Here is a 16,891-nt window from a genome sequence, read left to right as displayed (position 1 = left end):
GAGACTAATTGTTGCCCAGGTGCGCCAGTTGGTGTTATATCGAAATTATTAAAAAATGTTCACTATTTTGTTAATTTAATATTAATCCTTGGTTTGCTTTTCCCGTCAAAATCAACGGCTTTTCCCCTGGGTCAGCTATCAATCTGATAGTGATTTTTTAATATAATTAAACCAATGGAGTCTTGGAGTATGCCGCATTGGTTTCGATTTTTTCTTAAGAGCGTGCAAGCTTGTTGTCTGATCCTATTGTTATCGTCTTTAGCAAATGCTGACTGGCCTTTAAATGTAATTACGGCACTCTCAAAAGATGATCCGCTTTATCAAGGTCTGCTTCATTTTCAGAGAGTGATTGCGCAGCGCAGTGATGGGGAAATCCCTGTGCGTATTTTTTATGGCTCTCAGTTAGGTAGCGATGAGGATATTCTTGAGCAGGCGCGTGCGGGAGCTAATGTAGCGGTAGTGATTGATGGCGGGCGGCTTTCTTTTTATGCGCCACCCTTTGGTATATTGGCGGCTCCTTATTTAGTTGAGGATCGCCACCAAGCCCGCGCGTTAGTGACTTCGCCACTGTTTAATACCTGGGAGGAACAGCTTAAAAAAGCAGCGCATTTACAGGTGTTATCGTTCAATTGGTGGCAGGGTGAGCGTCATGTATTAGCGCAAAAGCCTGTGACAACGCCAGCCGATTTATACGGTGTACGCTTGCGTACCATTGGGGCGCCGGTATTTATTGAAACCATGCGTGCAATGGGTGCAACCCCGACACCCATGTCTTGGGCAGAAATTTATCCTGCACTGCAGCAAGGAGTGATCGAAGGGGGGGAAGCGCAGCATCAGGGAACTTACAGTTCTAGGCTCTATGAAGTAGTCAGCCATATCAGTAAAACGGCACATATTCATTTAATGACAGGCATTGTGGTGTCTAGCCAATGGTTTGATGCGCTTCCTAATTACTTACAAGAAGTGGTGCGTGAAGTGGCGGTTGAGTCTGGCGATGTAGCAAGTAACCTGACTGCCGAACGACAGGCGGGATTTGAAACGGTGATGCGTGAATACGGCACAGTAATTACAGATATAGATCGCACACCTTTTATAGAAGCTACGAAAGGAGTTTATGAGAAATTAGGTTATGAGGCGCTGCGAGAGCAGGTGTCGCAGGCTTTAACTCAGTCGAGCGTTAAAGATACAGGGCAGCAACCATGAAGTTGATTAATGCATGGATAAAAATTGAAAGGTCTATAGCGGCGATGATGCTAGCCTTAATTGTTTTGTGTGTGTTCTTTGCGGCGTTAATGCGCACAATTGGTTTTCCTGTTATTTGGTCTGTAGATATCGCTCAGCTTTTATTTGTATGGGTATGCATGATTGGCGGTAACCAGGCAATGCGCGATGGAGATCATGTGGGTGTTGATTATTTTGTAAAACGTTTTCCGTTAAAAATGCAGTTGAGCATAGATGTTGTGGTTTATGTTCTGATGGCTGCATTTTTAGCCATGCTAATTGTCTATGGCATTAAATTAACGTTGTTAAACCCAGAGCGTGAGCTCGGTGCTGCGCAGTTACCTTACAGTTTGGTTACTGCTGCTATACCGGTGGGTGGGCTTGTAATGCTTTTTACTACGCTGGCTCAGGGTGTTTATCTGTTAAGGGTATGCGTTGGCAATATTGCGCCAGATTACTCATTGGCTTTTATGCAAAAATTTGTCGTTGATGGTGAAAACGTTAAGTCGAATAAGGCGGCTGCATGATTACTGTTGCCATCGTTTTTATTGTTCTATTAGTCATAAGAATGCCCTTAGCATTTGCTGTGGGTATTGCGGGCGCAAGTTATTTTATTGGCTCTGAATTTTTACCGCTTACTGTTGCTGTCCAGCGTATTGCCAGTGCTAGTCAAAGTTTCCCCCTCTTGGCGCTACCCTTTTTCATCTTAGCGGGTCAGTTGATGAATATTAGCGGTATAACTACTCACCTTATTCGGTTTTCTCAATTATTGGTTTCTTGGATTAGTGGTGGTTTAGCGCATGTCTCTATTGTATTAAGTGCCATGATGGGCGGGGTTTCGGGTTCAGCGGTTGCAGATGCATCCATGCAGGCGCGAGTACTTGGCCCTGCCATGCTTGAGTCGGGTTTATCAAAAGGCTTTACCAGTGCGTCCATTGCTGTAGGTGCGCTCATTACTGCCACAATCCCGCCTAGCATAGGGCTAATCCTCTACGGTTTTATGGGGAATGTTTCTATTGGTAAGCTATTTGTTGCTGGCCTTATTCCTGGTGTACTTATGACATTAGTGCTTATGGCCGCCGTTTATATTGTAGCTAAGCACAAAGGGATAGGCGCGCAAACGCAAGAAAAACCCTCTGGTAAAGCCATTTTAAAAGGTTTGATGGATGCTAAATGGGCAGTTTTATTTCCGGTTTTACTGATTGTGACGATTCGCTGGGGTATTTTTACACCGTCTGAGGCAGGGGCTTTTGCTGTTATTTATGCCTTGGCTGTTGGCCACTTTGCATATAGAAACCTCACTTTGGGTAAAGTGTTCGAAGCCCTTAAAAAAAGTGTGAATGATATTGGCATGGTTATGCTAATTATATTGTTTGCGAATATTGTTGCTTATGCGATTGCTTTTGAGCAGCTGCCGCAAACGATGACCGAAGCGCTGGTAACAACCACCGATAACCCTACAGTGATGCTACTGCAAATATTGGGTTTTTTAACGCTGATTGGAATGTTTATGGAAGCGACGGTTATTGTACTGTTGCTTACGCCAATATTAGTCCCTGTTATAACGGCTATGGGGATTGATCCTGTACACTTTGGAATTCTTATGATGATTGTGGTTACGCTGGGCGGGATGACGCCGCCAGTCGGTGTTGCAATGTATGCTGTTTGTGGCATTTTAAAGTGCCCAACCGAACGCTATGTTGTTGAATCTATTCCTCTGATATTGGCTGTTTTATTATTGGTCATATTTTTAGCACTTTTTCCCGGTGTGGTTTTATTTTTACCCAACGGTTTAATGCCATAGGTGATGTATGCAGGCTTTAAATAAAAAAGTCGGTTTTTTAGGTGAGTGCATGATAGAGCTTAAGGGCTCGCCTCAAGCTGGGATTGTTCAAGGTTATGCTGGTGATACTTTAAATGCCGCACTCTATTTTAATCGTTTGATGAAAAGTTTTGGTACTACCACACAGTATATAACCGCTGTTGGGGTAGATGCGTTTAGCGACCACATGCTGGATTTTATTCATAGTGAAGAAATAAATACTGATTTTATTTTACGTCGTGAAGATAAGCTGCCAGGCATTTATGCCATTAATGTAGATGATGCTGGTGAGCGCACATTCAGTTACTGGCGTGATCAAGCTGCTGCAAAGTTCTACTTTGATCAACATCTCGACGATAAAACCTTTGACCAGCTGGGCCATTTAGATGCGCTTTATTTAAGCGGGATTAGTTTAGCGATTTTACCAAGCGATGGTCGTGCGCGTTTATTTGATTTGATTGATCGAATTAAGCACAACGGTGGTGTTATCTATTTCGATAATAACTTCCGACCAAAATTGTGGCCTGATCTTGTTATTGCACGCAACGTTTATGAAAAAATACTAGACCAAGCCGATATAGCCCTTTTAACCCTTAATGATGAAGCGATGCTGTTTGGCTCAAGTACGGTTGATGCCGTAATTGATCGCTTGGCGTCTTTTGATATCCCCGAGATTGTTATTAAACAGGGGCGGGCGCCCTGTGTTGTTGCTTGTGGTTTGGAGCGGGCTGTAATTAACGCCGAATGTGTTGTGGCGCCGGTTGATACCACTGCTGCTGGCGACTCTTTCGGCGCCGCTTATTTAGCATGTAGGCTGGCCGGTGGTGATATTCATAAGGCTGCGAAAGCAGGGCATAGTTTGGCGGCATCAGTGATTCAGCATGAAGGTGCAATTTTATCAGAGCAAAGTATGCCTACAATCTGATGCCTGAAAATTAAATCACTCTTCAGCTGAATGGGTGAGAATTAAATTAAGACTGTAACGCGAATGTTTTAAAAAATCGTTGTTTAAGGTTTCGCTATTACTATTAACAGTTGTCTCTCAACCAATACTAAATTTTGATTAGGAGTTGTACGATGAAAATCGTTGAAGCTAAAGTGATTGTTTGTTGCCCAGGTCGTAATTTTGTTACATTAAAAATCACCACCGATGAGGGTATATACGGTATTGGCGATGCGACTTTAAATGGTCGAGAAAAAGCAGTTGTGGCATTTTTGGAAGATTATCTTTGTCCTACGTTAATCGGTAAAGACCCTCAGCGTATTGAAGATATTTGGCAGTTTTTTTATCGCGGTATTTATTGGCGTCGCGGTGCAGTGAATATGACAGCCATAGCGGCGGTAGATACCGCACTGTGGGATATTAAAGCTAAGATGGCGAATATGCCTCTGTACCAATTGCTGGGTGGCCGTAGCCGTGACGGCGTGATGGTTTATGCCCATGCTAACGGTGCCGACATTAGTGAAACCTTAGAGCAAGTCCATCAGTTGTCGGAAGAGGGCTATAAAGCGATTCGCGTACAGTGTGGTGTGCCGGGTTTAGATCATGTTTATGGTGTGGGCAAAAAAGGCCCAGGCGGCGCTCGTTACGAACCTGCAGATTCTGATTTACCAGCAGAGCATATGTGGTCGACAGAAAAATACTTAAATCACGTGCCCAAGTTGTTCGAAGCAGTGCGAGATCAAATGGGAGATGACTTACATATTCTGCACGACGTACACCATCGTCTTACTCCCATTGAGGCGGCGCGGCTGGGTAAAGAAATAGAACAATATAAATTGTTCTGGATGGAAGATCCTGTGCCGGCCGAAAACCAAGAAGGTTTTAAATTAATTAGGCAGCACACAACAACGCCGATTGCCGTAGGTGAGGTATTTAGCAGTATTCACGATTGTCGTGAGTTAATACAGAATCAATTAATTGATTATATTCGCTCTACGGTTGTACACGCTGGCGGCATTACACATTTGCGCCGTATTGCCGATTTAGCCTCGCTTTACCATGTTAAAACGGGTTGTCATGGCGCTACCGATTTATCGCCCGTGTGTATGGGGGCTGCATTGCATTTCGATTATTGGGTGCCCAATTTTGGTATTCAAGAGCATATGGCGCACGCAGAGGTGACAGAGGAAGTCTTCTCTCATGCTTATGCGTTTAACGATGGCTATTTTACGCCGGGAGAAACGCCAGGGCACGGCGTCGATATCGACGAAAAGCTCGCGGCCAAATATCCATACCAGCGAAAATGCTTGCCGGTTAACCGTTTAGAGGATGGCACTTTGTGGCATTGGTGATAATTATTGTGCAATTTTTAATGAAGGCAAATTATGTCAATTAACATAGAGAGAGGGTTGAGTTTAACCCCTACGCAATACGTGGCCGCTGATTTGCCTGTGGGCATTGTACATATAGGGCTCGGTGCCTTTGTGCGCGCACACATGGCTGTGTATGTAGAAAAACTTTTAAATACAACAGAAGAGGCTTACGGGATATGCGCTGCCAATATCCGCTCAAACTCACAGATTGTAGATGAGTTAAATGACCAGCAACAACAATATACTGTGGCAGAGTATGCCGCCGACAATTCTATAATATTGCGGCAAGTCAGCTGTGTACGTGAAGTACTTTATGCGGGGCCGGGCCACGTTAGCTGCTTGTTGGAGCGCTTAAAAGATCCTGCTATTAATATTGTGAGTTTAACCGTTACTGAAAAGGGTTATTTCTTTGATGCATCCCAGCAACAGTTGAAATTAGATAGCGCAGAGGTTAAACACGATATCGCCAAACCCAAAACACCCAAAACGGCGATAGGTATTTTGGTCGCTGGATTGCGTTACTGTTATGACAACAACCAAATTCCGTTTACGGTAATGAGCTGTGACAATATGCCTCATAACGGACATTCGACGCGCAGTGCAGTACTCCAATTGGCGGCGCTGCAAGATCAGCTCCTTGCAGGTTGGATAGCGGCCAATGTAGCTTTCCCTTCAACAATGGTTGATCGAATAGTTCCTGCCACCACTCAAGAAACTGTATCGACTGTAAATTCATTGTTAGGGCAAGCTAAAGCTTCTTGGCCTGTTCCGCGGGATAGCGCCCCCATTGCTTGCGAAAGTTTTTCGCAATGGGTTATTGAAGATAACTTTACCAAAGGACGACCAGACTTTTCAAAGGTAGGTGCGGCCTTTGTTAAGGATGTCGCTCCGTGGGAAGAAATGAAACTACGGATGTTAAATGGCAGTCATTCATTAATCGCCTATCTGGGTTGTTTGGCAGGTTATAAAACGGTTGCAGAGTGTATGGCCGACGAAGCACTTGTTAAGCTGATCAAAACTTATATGCTGGAAGAGGCTGCGCCTACACTCCATATGCCTGATGGGGCTGATCTTGATGCGTATGCAAGTACTTTATTGCAGCGTTTTTCGAATGCTAGTTTACAGCATCAAACTCGGCAAATTGCCATGGATGGTTCGCAGAAGATTCCTCAGCGTTGGCTGCAGGGGGCGTGCATTAATTTGCAGGCAGGTAATTTCCCTAAAATTACGGCGCTTGGATTGGGGGCTTGGATTGTATATTTACAAGACAGCCAAGCGCAGCCAAGTTATATCATCGACGACCCTCTGGCATCTGAGTTAATACCTTTGGCGTTAGCGGCAAATACTTGTGCAGGCGTTGCAGCATTTGTTCAGCATTCGGCGCTGGCTAAATTTGAACTTATCGCCTTCCCTAATTTTATCGAGGGCATTGATCGCTCAATAAAATTATTAAGGGAAGATGTGCAGGCTATTTTTTACCACTGATATTGATTAGTGGACTTTCACAATTAATCCCTAAAGCAGCGCCATGGTGTACGCTGCTTTTTATGTTTTGGCTTGAGTGATATGACAACTTTTTTTGGTGAAAATTTTTTATTGACGAACGACGTGTCGCGTCGCCTTTATCATGATGTAGCAGTTGCTTTGCCCATTATTGATTATCATTGCCACTTGCCACCGAGTGAAATTGCTGAAGATCGTCGCTATGACAACATTGCTCAAATTTGGTTGGAAGGCGATCACTATAAATGGCGTGCACTTAGGGCGGCAGGTGTACAAGAGCGCTTGATTACTGGGGCGGCGAGTGAACGAGAAAAATATGATGCTTGGGCGGCGGTTGTGCCGCAATGCCTGGGCAACCCGTTGTATACCTGGGCGCATTTAGAGTTACGCAGGCCTTTTGGAATTACAGATACCGTTTTTGGGCCGTTTACAGCAGGTAAGGTTTGGGCTGATACGCAGGAGATGCTTAAGCAGCCGGATTTTTCAGCGCAAGGTATTATGACAAAGATGCGGGTGAAAATGGTGGGCACAACAGATGACCCCATACACAGCCTGCAGCATCACAAGCATATTTCGCAAAACCCTTTTGGTGTAAAAGTACTGCCGAGTTTTCGCCCTGATCGTGCCTATAAAATAGAATTAGACGGCTTTATGGAATACATTGCGCGTTTAGGCGAGGTTGTTAATTCGCCCATTATGCGATTTCATCAGCTCTTGGATGCACTGTCTAGTCGGTTGGATTATTTTGCGGAACACGGTTGCACGATTGCTGATCACGGTATTGAAATAATGCGTTTTTCGGAGCCCGTTAGCGAGCAAATATTAGATGCTATTTTAACGAAACGATTAAATGAAAAGTCGTTAACCGAATTAGAAGTAGCACAGTTTTTTACAGCTGTTAATGTATTTTTAGGTCAGCAGTATGCAATGCGCGGTTGGGTTTTGCAGTTGCATATGGGGGCGCAGCGAGATAATAATTCACGAGCTTTAAGCAATGTTGGGCCTAATAGTGGTTTTGATTCCATGGGGGACCATCCTATTGCTGCGCCGCTTGCCGGTTTACTGAATGCGATGGAAAAAACTGATGAACTTCCCAAAACCATTTTATATTGTATTAATCCTAGTGATAACGAAGTGCTGGCTACAATGGCGGGTAATTTTCAGGGGGCCAATATTGCGAGTAAAGTGCAGTTTGGCTCAGGCTGGTGGTTTAACGATCAAAAAGACGGCATGCAACGGCAGTTAATCCAATTATCGCAACTAGGCATGCTTAGCCATTTTGTAGGTATGCTGACGGACAGCCGCAGCTTTTTATCCTATACCCGGCACGAATATTTTCGTCGTATTTTGTGTGAGATGGTAGGCGGTTGGGTTACCGCTGGCGAAGCCCCCAATGATTGGCCGCTTCTGAGTGGCTTAATTGCCGATGTCTGCTTTCACAACGCCAACCGTTATTTTGATTTGGCGTTAGACCCGTATTAGGCGGTTCTTTAAGTACTGCAGGGGGGGGCAGCAGACAGGTCAACAGCGAATAAGGGCCGAGGAAAAAATACTTTATCCAATAATACTTGCCTCCTGCATTAGCCTAATAACGTATATCCCTATACGGAAGCAATGTCTAAAAAGGGGCTCCAGCCCCGATGCGTTACCCTACTGACCTATGTCCTAATGCGTTTGCCTCAGTGTCTCTCGCAACAACTTAAACAACTTACGCGCATTGGTTGGTGGCTTGTTATTTAATTTATCTGTTTGCGCATTTTTGCAAAATTGCCGAATTTGTTGGCGGTCGGCAAAGGGGAATTCTGTATAAAAATCAGATAGTGCATTTGCATCGTTGCTGTCGAGTAGGCGGTCGCGCCAGCCTTCAACAATGTGTAAGCGTCGCGCGTCGCCTTGCTGCTCATCTTCTATTTCTTGATAAGCGGCTTGAATCGCTTCGTGGTCTGCGGCACGCATTAGTTTGCCAATAAATTGCATGTGGCGTTTTTTGGCGCCGTTTTTGCGAATGTTACGTGTTTCGACAATCGCATCGTAAAGTGTTTCTTCGAGCGGTATGCGCGTGAGTAAATCATCTTTTAGTTCGGTGAGTGCTTCACCAAGGTCTTGTAGCGCAAGACATTCTTTTTTAATGGCCGTTTTACTGACTATATCGTCATCATAATCAGTATCGTGCTTGGGTTTATCTTGCATAACTCAAACCTATTTTTGGTGCTAGTGTTGAAAAGAGGTGCGCTAATCACGCGTAAAAGTAAGTGGCTAGGCCTAAAAAGGCGAAAAAGCCAACGACATCGGTAATGGTCGTTAATGTAACGCCGCCGGCAAGGGCGGGGTCGATGCGCATGGCCTTTAAGCCGATGGGCAATAGTGCGCCAGCTACGGCGGCAGTAATCAGGTTGATGATCATTGCGGCGGCAATAATAAACGAGATTCGCCAATCCCCAAACCATAATCCTGCAATTGCGGCCATAACCAGTGCCCATAACAGGCCGTTGATAATACCCACGCGGACTTCTCGGCTGATTAGCCACCCTAAATTGTTGCGGCTAATGTGGCCTAGGGCCATCCCGCGAATAACAACCGTGAGGGTTTGTGAGCCCGCGACACCACCCATGCTCGCGACAATCGGCATAAGTACGGCGAGGGCTACGACTTTATCAATGGTGCCTTGAAATAAGTTAATGACGCTGGACGCTAATAAGGCGGTAAGCAGGTTTATGCCTAGCCACAGGGCGCGCCGCGGTGTTGTTCTTGCTGTGGTTGCAAAGGTGTCTTCTTCTTCATCTAGGCCGGCTGCCCCCATAAATGAGTGATCAGCCGTTTCACGGATTACGTCGACCACATCATCGATGGTGATACGGCCAATAAGTTTGCCTTGCTCGTCGACTACGGGCGCGGAGACCCAATCGTTTTGTTCAAACAGCTTAGCGACATCGCTTTCATCGAGGTCGGCAGAAATCGGGTTGGCGTCTGTAACCATGACTTCGCGTACGGTGGTGTCGCCAGGCTTGGTCAGTAGCGTTGCCAGCGGTAATAACCCGAGGTACATATCTTTTTTGTTAACGACAATTAGGCTATCTGTTGAAGGCGGTAACTCATCGTGCCGGCGCAGGTAGCGTAAAACTACATCGAGCGTAAACTTGGGGCGCACGGTGATGGTGTCGGTGTTGGTTAGGCCGCCAGCAGTATTCTCGGGGTAGGCCAAAACGGCTGTTACACGATCGCGATCTTGATCACTCATGGCTTCTAAAACTTGCTGGGTGATTTGATCCGGCAGGTTTTGAAGGATGTCGACAATATCATCGGTTTCAAGACTTTCTGTGAGCTCGACCAAGTCCTCGGTATTCATCTGGGCGAGGTAAAACGCCTGAATATCTTCGGGGAGCTCTTCTATGAGTTCTGTTTGTGCGGTTTTACCAATTAATTCCCATATCACGCTACGGGTATGGGGTGGTGAAGATTCGATAACGCGCGCTAGCTGAACGGGTGTTAGCACGCGCAGGGAGTGCTTAACCTGCTTTAGCGTGCCGCTTTGGAGTAGGTTGTGAATATGGCCGAAATGTTTTTCGGTACTTGAATGGCTATTGCTCTTAGGCATTGACTACAGCTCGATGGTCACGGCATGGCTACGCAAAAGTAGACTGGCAGGCGATGCCTTTATTGGCGACGCTCTTTTTAATCCTCGTTTCTTAAATGCTTTTTTGGGTTATTCATCCTCGTCAAAACGGTTGTTAATTAGTGCTACAACCGAGTTTACGGCTGTGTCGGCATCATTGCCATCAGCCGCTACAGTAATCTCTGTGCCTTTGCAGGCGGCTAATAACATTAGCGACATAATGCTTTTGGCGTCAATGGCTTTGCCGTTACAGCTGACGGTGACTTTGCTGCCAAATTGATTGGCTGTATTGGCGAGTTTGCTGGCGGCCCTTGCGTGCAGGCCTAATTTATTACAGATAGTTGTTGTTTGTTCGCTCATTATTTGGCCACCAAGTGCGCAATGGGTTGGGCTTGCCCGGTTAGTTGGCGGTGGCGAACCTGTACATTACCATAGGTGTTTTTAAACACATTGGTGAGGTGCTCAGTCAAAAAAACAGAGCGGTGCATACCGCCTGTACAGCCGATGGCCACAGTGAGGTAGCTGCGGTTATTGGCCTGGAAGGAGGGTAGCCACTTGGATAAAAAGGCTGCAATGTCGTCGGCCATCGCCATGACTTCAGGTTGCTCGGCAAGGAACGTTTGTACGGGTTCATCTAGCCCGGTGAAACCGCGCAGCTCGGGTTTCCAAAAGGGGTTCGGTAGGCAGCGCACATCAAAAACAAAGTCGGCGTCTACGGGCATGCCGTACTTAAAGCCAAACGATTCAAAGCTCAGGGCGGCACTTTTGCTATCTTCGCCGACCACTTTCTTGCGAATAACGCTGCGTAGTTCGTGCAGGGTTAGGGTGCTGGTATCGAGTGTGATATCGGCTAATGCAGCAACGGGCTCTAAAATGGCGCGTTCACTATTAATCGCTTGCTGTAAGCCGGTTTTGTCATTGGATAATGGGTGTTTACGGCGTGTTTCGCTAAAGCGTTTGAGTAAAATTGTATTACTGGCGTCTAAAAATATGGTTGTGAACTGTGAGGCTTCGAGTTGGCAGGCTTCGATAATACTGGGGTATCGGCTTAAGTCTCCGCCAATATTGCGGGCATCAATCCCAACAGCTAAAAGTAATTTTCCGCTATCGGCGTTTTTCATTTGCGTGATCAGTGCGGGAAGTAAGCTGACGGGGAGATTATCAATGCAGGTGTAGCCGCAGTCTTCGAGTAACTGCAGCGCTGTTGATTTGCCTGAGCCCGAACGCCCGCTAACAACAACAAATTGCATGGTAATCTCCTAATGTAAAGACGCTAAAAATGAATGTTGATACTGCAGTTCTGAATTATTGTATTGTGAGTCTGCAGTGTAGGGTTTTATTACGACCGTTATATTGCAAACGTCGTATTGCAACGGGTTTTCTTTTGGCCTTAACTTTCTTTAAATGGCACAAGCGCAGCTGTGAAAAGTGCATTGTTGCTGTCTGCTTTACGTAAGGCTTCAGCGTAACCTTTGCCTTGTAGTGCCTCTGCTAATGCGGCTAAATTTTGTAAATGATCATTGTCAGCATCTTCAGGAACGAGCATTGCAAATATTAAGTCGACAGGTGTGTTGTCTATTGAATCAAAATCAATAGGGTTTTGCAGTGTCATTACTGCGCAAACGGAAACGCCCCCTGTTGCAAATCGGCAGTGAGGGATGGCAATACCTTCACCAATACCTGTTGAGCCGAGTCTTTCTCGGGTTATCAATTGCTGAAATAAATCATTGGCGTTTAGTGAAGGTACGCTACTGGTGATTAAATCGGCCAGCGTTTCAAGTGCGCGCTTCTTACTGGTGCATTCGGTGCCGCATAATACGCGGTTAGCCGATAGCATTTTTTCTAGTGGCATAGGTAACTCAGCCTTATCGTATTAAAAGCCAACTATTATACTAGTTGCTTGCGCTCATTCGAGGGTGGAATTTGTAATGACTCGCGGTATTTTGCAATCGTCCGGCGAGCAACCATGATGCCTTGATCGGCCAGTAATTCTGTAATTTTAGAGTCGCTAAGGGGTTTTCTTGTGTTTTCCGCGGCAATCAATTTTTTGATGATGGCGCGAATAGCCGTGGAAGAGCATTCACCACCAGATTCTGTTGCTACATGGCTTGAGAAAAAGTATTTCAGCTCAAAAATACCCTGTGGGGTGTGCATGTATTTTTGGGTGGTGACGCGAGAAATAGTGGATTCGTGCATTTCTACCATTTCAGCGACATCGTGTAAAACCATGGGCTTCATGCCTTCAGCGCCATGTTCCAGAAACCCTTGCTGACGTTCGACAATGCACGTCGCAACTTTTAAGAGTGTCTCATTACGGCTTTGTAGGCTTTTTAGAAACCAGCGAGCTTCTTGCAAGTTATCTTTTAAATAGGTGTTGTCAGTGCTGCTGTCGGCACGTTTTACTAAGGATGCGTAATCCGAATTAATTTTTAATTTGGGTGCAATGTCGGGGTTAAGCTGAACTTGCCAGCGATTCTTAACTTTGCTGACAAACACATCCGGTACAACATATTCTGTACTGGAGTCGTTGATGAAGTCGCCGGGCTTTGGGTTTAGGCTTTGAATCAGCGCAATGGCGGATTGAAGCTCGGGTTCTTTGACCTTGAGCTTGCGCATTAATTGTTTGAAGTCGCGACTGCCGAGTAGCGGAAGGTAGTCGGCGACTAAAGCTTTAGCCGTAGCAAAACCAGGCGTCGATTCAGGCAACTGCAGCAATTGTAAATACAGGCACTCGCTGATATTTCGGCTGGCAACGCCCGGCGGGTCGAACTGTTGAACGCGGCGAAGCACGGCGGCGACTTCGTCTTCCTCTAGATCCGGAAATATTTTTTGCATACCTTCAAAAATATCGTCCATCGTTTGGCTTAACATGCCTGAAGGCTCTACGGCATCAATAACCGCCGTGGCGATTTCACGATCGGTATCGCTCATGGGGGTGAGATTAAGTTGCCACATTAAGTGATCTTGTAGGGTTTCGGCGCTGGCATTGCGCGAGTCGTAGTCGAAATCTTCATTTTCGGGACGGGATAACCCGCTACCACTGGGGCCACTTTGGTAGAGGTCATCCCAGCTGGTATCTACGGCTAAGTCGGTAGGGATGTTTTCGCTCCAGTCATCGCTGGCTGTTGCCTCGTTGGCCTCGTTGGTGTTCTCGGGGCTTACTTCAGCGGCTTTTATGGGAGTTTCAACGTCTGCGGGTAATTCTGACTGGGCATTACTTGCCTGCTCGCCATCGACCCCTTTACTTCCCTCACTGGCGCCACTGTCTTCTGTGACTTCCAACATCGGGTTGTTTTCAAGGGCTTCTTGAATTTCGTTTTGCAGATCGAGTGTCGAAAGTTGCAATAGACGTATCGCCTGTTGCAGCTGAGGCGTCATGGTCAGCTGAGTGCCGAGTTTGAGTTGCAAAGATTGCTTCATCGAAGAGTAAATCCATCAAGTTTTTTGCGCTGCACACATTGAGAGCGTCTTAATGTGATTGTAGTCATCCCAGCGATGTACTGCAATGACCAGTAAAAGCAAACTTCAGGCCATATCTAAAAAATCTAACGGTTGCGTGCTAGCGCTCAAATCGTCTAATAGATCGTAAGTTAGAGCTTGAAGTCTTGCCCAAGGTAGACTTCTTTAACTTTCTCGTTTTCTAATACGGTGTTTGGCGACCCTGAAGCAATAATGTGGCCTTCGCCCACAATGTAGGCCTGTTCGCAAATATCCAGGGTTTCGCGCACATTGTGGTCGGTAATCAGCACGCCTATACCGCGATCACGGAGGTGCGACACAATCTGTTTAATGTCGGAAACTGAAATGGGGTCTACGCCGGCGAAAGGTTCATCAAGCAGGATGAATTTGGGATCAGCTGCTAAGGAGCGGGCAATTTCAACCCGGCGGCGCTCACCGCCGGATAAGGCCATGCCCAGACTATCTTTGATGTGCTCGATATGAAATTCTTGTAAAAGCTTATTGGCTTCGCTAATGCGGTCTTTGCGTTTGAGGTCTTTGCGGGTTTCTAAGATGGCCAGCAGGTTCTCTGTAACGGTTAACTTCCTGAAGACAGAGGCCTCTTGGGGGAGGTAGCCCAGCCCGAGTCTTGCGCGTTCGTGCATGGGTTTACGACTGACATCTTTCCCATCGATAAAAACTTGCCCATGGTCAGCGCGGACTATACCGGCAATCATGTAAAAGCATGTTGTTTTACCGGCGCCATTAGGCCCGAGTAATCCCACAATTTGATGGGTGTTTACACTCATGGATACGTCTAAAACAATTTTCCGCGCACCGTAGCTTTTGGCGAGGTTTTTTGCCTCAAGAGTGGCCATTGTCAATTCCTGTTACTGCGGTTTGATCTTCGGGCGTTGTTGGTACGTCTATATTACTATCGACTTGTGCAGGCTCTGTGCTGAATGTGTCATCTGGAGAGCCTTCTTCTTTTGAGGGGCTGTCGGGTACTTCGCTGCGCAATGCCTTAGGAGGAATTACCATGCGTACGCGGCCACTCTCTTTGTTGTTGCTGTCGGCTTTAACAACGGATTTTCGCACATCGTACTCAATTGTTGTGCCGGACAAGCTGGTGCCTTCTTGTTGAAGTGATGCACCTTCGAGTAAACGCAGCGTTTCTTGATCGATGCGGTATTCGAGGATGTTGGCTTTAGCAACGACTTTGCCGGCTTTATCGCTGGGCTGTTGTTGATAGGCCGCAGGCTTACCTTTTGCAATTATTTTCGTGACTTTGTCTTTGGTGTTATAGATAACAATTTCGTCGGCGTTGATGCGCATGGAGCCTTGCGCCATTTCTACTTTTCCGGAGTAGGTTGTGGTGCCGGCTATCTCATCACGTTCTGCGCTATCGGCGTCGATGGTGATCGGTTGGCTGCGATCACTTTGCAGTGCGATGGCGTTGGCGCAGGTGCATAGCAAAGCTGCTGCGACAATTCTACTGAATAGGTTCATGTTGTCCTCGCACGTTGGCTAGTAACTTGATGCGTTGTGAAATCATATCAACTTCGAGTCCGTCGGCATTAATGGTGCCGTTAGCGCTTTCGATGTGAACGTGAGCATCAGTACTGATGCGTTTTTGGTGAGGGAATATATCGATACTTTCGGTGCTGAGCTTTGTGGTGATTGTCGTATCATTGTTATCGGTTTGCCAGACTTCTACGTCATCCCATAGCGTTAATTTTTCGCCGTGGGCCATAATTTTCCCTTGCTTGGCGGTGACAAACCAAGGGTTTGGTTCGCCATATAGTGTCAGTTTAGGGGCAGTAATAAGCATGTAATCTTCGTCGGAGGTGCTTTGTGTATCGGCGCGAAAATGCTTGAGCGTCACGGCATCAAACTCATAGCTGAGTTTACCGGTTTCATCAAAATGACTGGTGCGAGCGTCATGCAATACGGCATACGGAAAACGCTCGAAAGGAGATTCTACCTTTGCGAGGGGATTAAGGAGCTCTGGGCGGCTATCCCACAGCAAAACAACGGTCATTGTAATCACGCAAATCAGTGAAATGTAAACCCAGTTTTTCACTCGCCGGAACCTGTATAGAAATCGATAACGGTTTGATACTTGTCTTGTGCGATTAATAGCGCATCACAAGCCTCGCGTACGGCGCCCATACCTCCTTGGCGACTACTCCTCCAGTGTGAGCGGCTCAGTACTTCGGGGTGTCCGTTGGGCACCGTGAGCGCAAGCCCGACTTGGGTCATTATGAGTAGGTCGGGGAGATCATCGCCCATGTGGGCGATTTCTTCTAGGCTCGGTGGTACTGGCATGCTGGCGAGTAATTCTTGTAAGGCGACCATTTTATCTTCACGCCCTTGAGCTAACAGTGTGATGCCTAAATCTGCGCAGCGCTTCGCCACAATATGGCTATTTCGGCCGGTAATAACAGCCACGTTCATGCCTGCGCGCAAGAGTAATCGTATGCCTTGTCCGTCGAGGGTGCTGAAGCTTTTGAGTTCTTCACCTGATTCGCTAAAGGTGATGCGGCCATCACTTAATACGCCATCGACATCAAGCACCAATAAAGTAATTTTTTTGGCGCGTGTTAACGCTGCATTGTTAAAAGTATTGTTTGTCATTACACCAAGCCTGCGCGTAGTAAGTCGTGAAGGTGTAGGACACCGAGAATGTGATTTTTATCATCCGCGACGACAAGTGTTGTGATTTTTCGCGCTTCCATGGTTTCAAGTGCTTGAATGGCGAGTGTGTCGGCTGCGGTAGTGAGTGGTTTTCGGGTCATTATCTCGCCAATGCAGGCGTTGCTAATATTGGCGCCGGTATCGATTGCTCTTCGCAAATCACCATCGGTGAATATCCCCAGTAATCTATGCTGTGGGTCGAGAACGGTTGTCATTCCAAGCCCTTTACTGCTCATAATGGCGAGTGTTTCTGTGAGGGCGGTATCGGGTGTAACGGCGGG

At 46.5% G+C, this 16,891-nt stretch carries 18 protein-coding genes; 7 read left to right on the top strand and 11 right to left on the bottom strand.

Annotated elements, in window-relative coordinates; translation table 11 throughout:
- Nucleotides 1-189: 189 nt before the first annotated feature.
- The 7 genes from AC3A8L_RS01355 (at nt 190) to uxaC (ending at nt 8,344) form a co-directional block, all read left to right on the top strand.
- Nucleotides 190-1,203, top strand: a complete 1,014-nt coding sequence (locus AC3A8L_RS01355; RefSeq protein ID WP_487960416.1) for a C4-dicarboxylate TRAP transporter substrate-binding protein — start codon at nt 190-192, stop codon at nt 1,201-1,203.
- Complete coding sequence (locus AC3A8L_RS01350) at nt 1,200-1,748, top strand: TRAP transporter small permease (RefSeq protein ID WP_487960415.1); 549 nt, start codon at nt 1,200-1,202, stop codon at nt 1,746-1,748. Before AC3A8L_RS01355 ends, AC3A8L_RS01350 begins: the two co-directional genes overlap by 4 nt.
- A complete protein-coding gene (locus AC3A8L_RS01345; RefSeq protein ID WP_487960414.1) occupies nt 1,745-3,025 on the top strand; it encodes a TRAP transporter large permease in 1,281 nt (426 codons plus the stop codon). Before AC3A8L_RS01350 ends, AC3A8L_RS01345 begins: the two co-directional genes overlap by 4 nt.
- Nucleotides 3,026-3,032: 7 nt before the next feature.
- Entirely contained in the window at nt 3,033-3,968 is a 936-nt protein-coding gene (locus AC3A8L_RS01340; protein WP_487960413.1) for a sugar kinase, read from the top strand.
- A 152-nt stretch (nt 3,969-4,120) separates the two neighbouring features.
- Nucleotides 4,121-5,338 (top strand): D-mannonate dehydratase ManD, encoded by a 1,218-nt coding sequence (gene manD, locus AC3A8L_RS01335; protein ID WP_487960412.1) that lies wholly within the window; start codon nt 4,121-4,123, stop codon nt 5,336-5,338.
- A gap of 33 nt (nt 5,339-5,371) precedes the next feature.
- Complete coding sequence (locus AC3A8L_RS01330) at nt 5,372-6,844, top strand: mannitol dehydrogenase family protein (protein ID WP_487960411.1); 1,473 nt, start codon at nt 5,372-5,374, stop codon at nt 6,842-6,844.
- 81 nt (nt 6,845-6,925) lie between these two features.
- Nucleotides 6,926-8,344, top strand: a complete 1,419-nt coding sequence (gene uxaC, locus AC3A8L_RS01325) for a glucuronate isomerase (RefSeq protein WP_487960410.1) — start codon at nt 6,926-6,928, stop codon at nt 8,342-8,344.
- 183 nt (nt 8,345-8,527) lie between these two features.
- Here uxaC and yjgA read toward each other — a convergent pair whose 3' ends face one another.
- The 11 genes from yjgA to AC3A8L_RS01270 form a co-directional block, all read right to left on the bottom strand.
- Nucleotides 8,528-9,052 (bottom strand): ribosome biogenesis factor YjgA, encoded by a 525-nt coding sequence (gene yjgA / locus AC3A8L_RS01320; protein ID WP_487960409.1) that lies wholly within the window; start codon nt 9,050-9,052, stop codon nt 8,528-8,530.
- A gap of 46 nt (nt 9,053-9,098) precedes the next feature.
- Complete coding sequence (gene mgtE / locus AC3A8L_RS01315; protein WP_487960408.1) at nt 9,099-10,457, bottom strand: magnesium transporter; 1,359 nt, start codon at nt 10,455-10,457, stop codon at nt 9,099-9,101.
- A 108-nt stretch (nt 10,458-10,565) separates the two neighbouring features.
- Entirely contained in the window at nt 10,566-10,835 is a 270-nt protein-coding gene (locus AC3A8L_RS01310) for an HPr family phosphocarrier protein (protein WP_487960407.1), read from the bottom strand.
- A complete protein-coding gene (rapZ, locus tag AC3A8L_RS01305; RefSeq protein ID WP_487960406.1) occupies nt 10,835-11,725 on the bottom strand; it encodes an RNase adapter RapZ in 891 nt (296 codons plus the stop codon). Before rapZ ends, AC3A8L_RS01310 begins: the two co-directional genes overlap by 1 nt.
- 140 nt (nt 11,726-11,865) lie before the next feature.
- Complete coding sequence (locus tag AC3A8L_RS01300) at nt 11,866-12,327, bottom strand: PTS sugar transporter subunit IIA (RefSeq protein WP_487960405.1); 462 nt, start codon at nt 12,325-12,327, stop codon at nt 11,866-11,868.
- 35 nt (nt 12,328-12,362) lie between these two features.
- On the bottom strand, nt 12,363-13,895 hold the full coding sequence (locus tag AC3A8L_RS01295) for an RNA polymerase factor sigma-54 (RefSeq protein WP_487960404.1): 1,533 nt from the start codon (nt 13,893-13,895) through the stop codon (nt 12,363-12,365).
- A 170-nt stretch (nt 13,896-14,065) separates the two neighbouring features.
- The gene (gene lptB / locus AC3A8L_RS01290) at nt 14,066-14,791 is read right to left on the bottom strand and encodes an LPS export ABC transporter ATP-binding protein (protein ID WP_487960403.1); all 726 of its coding nucleotides are present in this window, start codon (nt 14,789-14,791) and stop codon (nt 14,066-14,068) included.
- A complete protein-coding gene (gene lptA, locus AC3A8L_RS01285) occupies nt 14,778-15,422 on the bottom strand; it encodes a lipopolysaccharide transport periplasmic protein LptA (protein WP_487960402.1) in 645 nt (214 codons plus the stop codon). The genes lptB and lptA overlap by 14 nt, the downstream gene beginning before the upstream one ends.
- Nucleotides 15,406-15,996 carry an LPS export ABC transporter periplasmic protein LptC gene (gene lptC / locus AC3A8L_RS01280; RefSeq protein WP_487960401.1) on the bottom strand — a complete coding sequence of 197 codons (591 nt, stop codon included), beginning with the start codon at nt 15,994-15,996 and terminating at the stop codon, nt 15,406-15,408. Before lptC ends, lptA begins: the two co-directional genes overlap by 17 nt.
- Entirely contained in the window at nt 15,993-16,550 is a 558-nt protein-coding gene (locus AC3A8L_RS01275; RefSeq protein WP_487960400.1) for a KdsC family phosphatase, read from the bottom strand. The genes lptC and AC3A8L_RS01275 overlap by 4 nt, the downstream gene beginning before the upstream one ends.
- Nucleotides 16,550-16,891, bottom strand: a 342-nt coding sequence (locus AC3A8L_RS01270; RefSeq protein ID WP_487960399.1) for a CBS domain-containing protein, incomplete at its 5' end; no start/stop codon positions are given. The genes AC3A8L_RS01270 and AC3A8L_RS01275, both read right to left, overlap by 1 nt.

The organism is Marinagarivorans sp. (assembly GCF_982758155.1).
This window is presented reverse-complemented; position numbering and strand designations above follow the sequence as displayed.

What these genes read in the sequence shown, in the direction of transcription:
- AC3A8L_RS01330 (WP_487960411.1), top strand. Translation starts at nt 5,372, where the DNA reads ATGTCAATTAACATAGAGAGAGGGTTGAGTTTAACCCCTACGCAATAC.
- AC3A8L_RS01295 (WP_487960404.1), bottom strand. Translation starts at nt 13,895, where the DNA reads ATGAAGCAATCTTTGCAACTCAAACTCGGCACTCAGCTGACCATGACG.
- AC3A8L_RS01345 (WP_487960414.1), top strand. Translation starts at nt 1,745, where the DNA reads ATGATTACTGTTGCCATCGTTTTTATTGTTCTATTAGTCATAAGAATG.
- rapZ (WP_487960406.1), bottom strand. Translation starts at nt 11,725, where the DNA reads ATGCAATTTGTTGTTGTTAGCGGGCGTTCGGGCTCAGGCAAATCAACA.
- AC3A8L_RS01300 (WP_487960405.1), bottom strand. Translation starts at nt 12,327, where the DNA reads ATGCCACTAGAAAAAATGCTATCGGCTAACCGCGTATTATGCGGCACC.
- uxaC (WP_487960410.1), top strand. Translation starts at nt 6,926, where the DNA reads ATGACAACTTTTTTTGGTGAAAATTTTTTATTGACGAACGACGTGTCG.
- mgtE (WP_487960408.1), bottom strand. Translation starts at nt 10,457, where the DNA reads ATGCCTAAGAGCAATAGCCATTCAAGTACCGAAAAACATTTCGGCCAT.
- manD (WP_487960412.1), top strand. Translation starts at nt 4,121, where the DNA reads ATGAAAATCGTTGAAGCTAAAGTGATTGTTTGTTGCCCAGGTCGTAAT.
- yjgA (WP_487960409.1), bottom strand. Translation starts at nt 9,052, where the DNA reads ATGCAAGATAAACCCAAGCACGATACTGATTATGATGACGATATAGTC.
- AC3A8L_RS01275 (WP_487960400.1), bottom strand. Translation starts at nt 16,550, where the DNA reads ATGACAAACAATACTTTTAACAATGCAGCGTTAACACGCGCCAAAAAA.
- AC3A8L_RS01340 (WP_487960413.1), top strand. Translation starts at nt 3,033, where the DNA reads ATGCAGGCTTTAAATAAAAAAGTCGGTTTTTTAGGTGAGTGCATGATA.
- AC3A8L_RS01350 (WP_487960415.1), top strand. Translation starts at nt 1,200, where the DNA reads ATGAAGTTGATTAATGCATGGATAAAAATTGAAAGGTCTATAGCGGCG.
- AC3A8L_RS01355 (WP_487960416.1), top strand. Translation starts at nt 190, where the DNA reads ATGCCGCATTGGTTTCGATTTTTTCTTAAGAGCGTGCAAGCTTGTTGT.
- lptB (WP_487960403.1), bottom strand. Translation starts at nt 14,791, where the DNA reads ATGGCCACTCTTGAGGCAAAAAACCTCGCCAAAAGCTACGGTGCGCGG.
- lptA (WP_487960402.1), bottom strand. Translation starts at nt 15,422, where the DNA reads ATGAACCTATTCAGTAGAATTGTCGCAGCAGCTTTGCTATGCACCTGC.
- AC3A8L_RS01310 (WP_487960407.1), bottom strand. Translation starts at nt 10,835, where the DNA reads ATGAGCGAACAAACAACAACTATCTGTAATAAATTAGGCCTGCACGCA.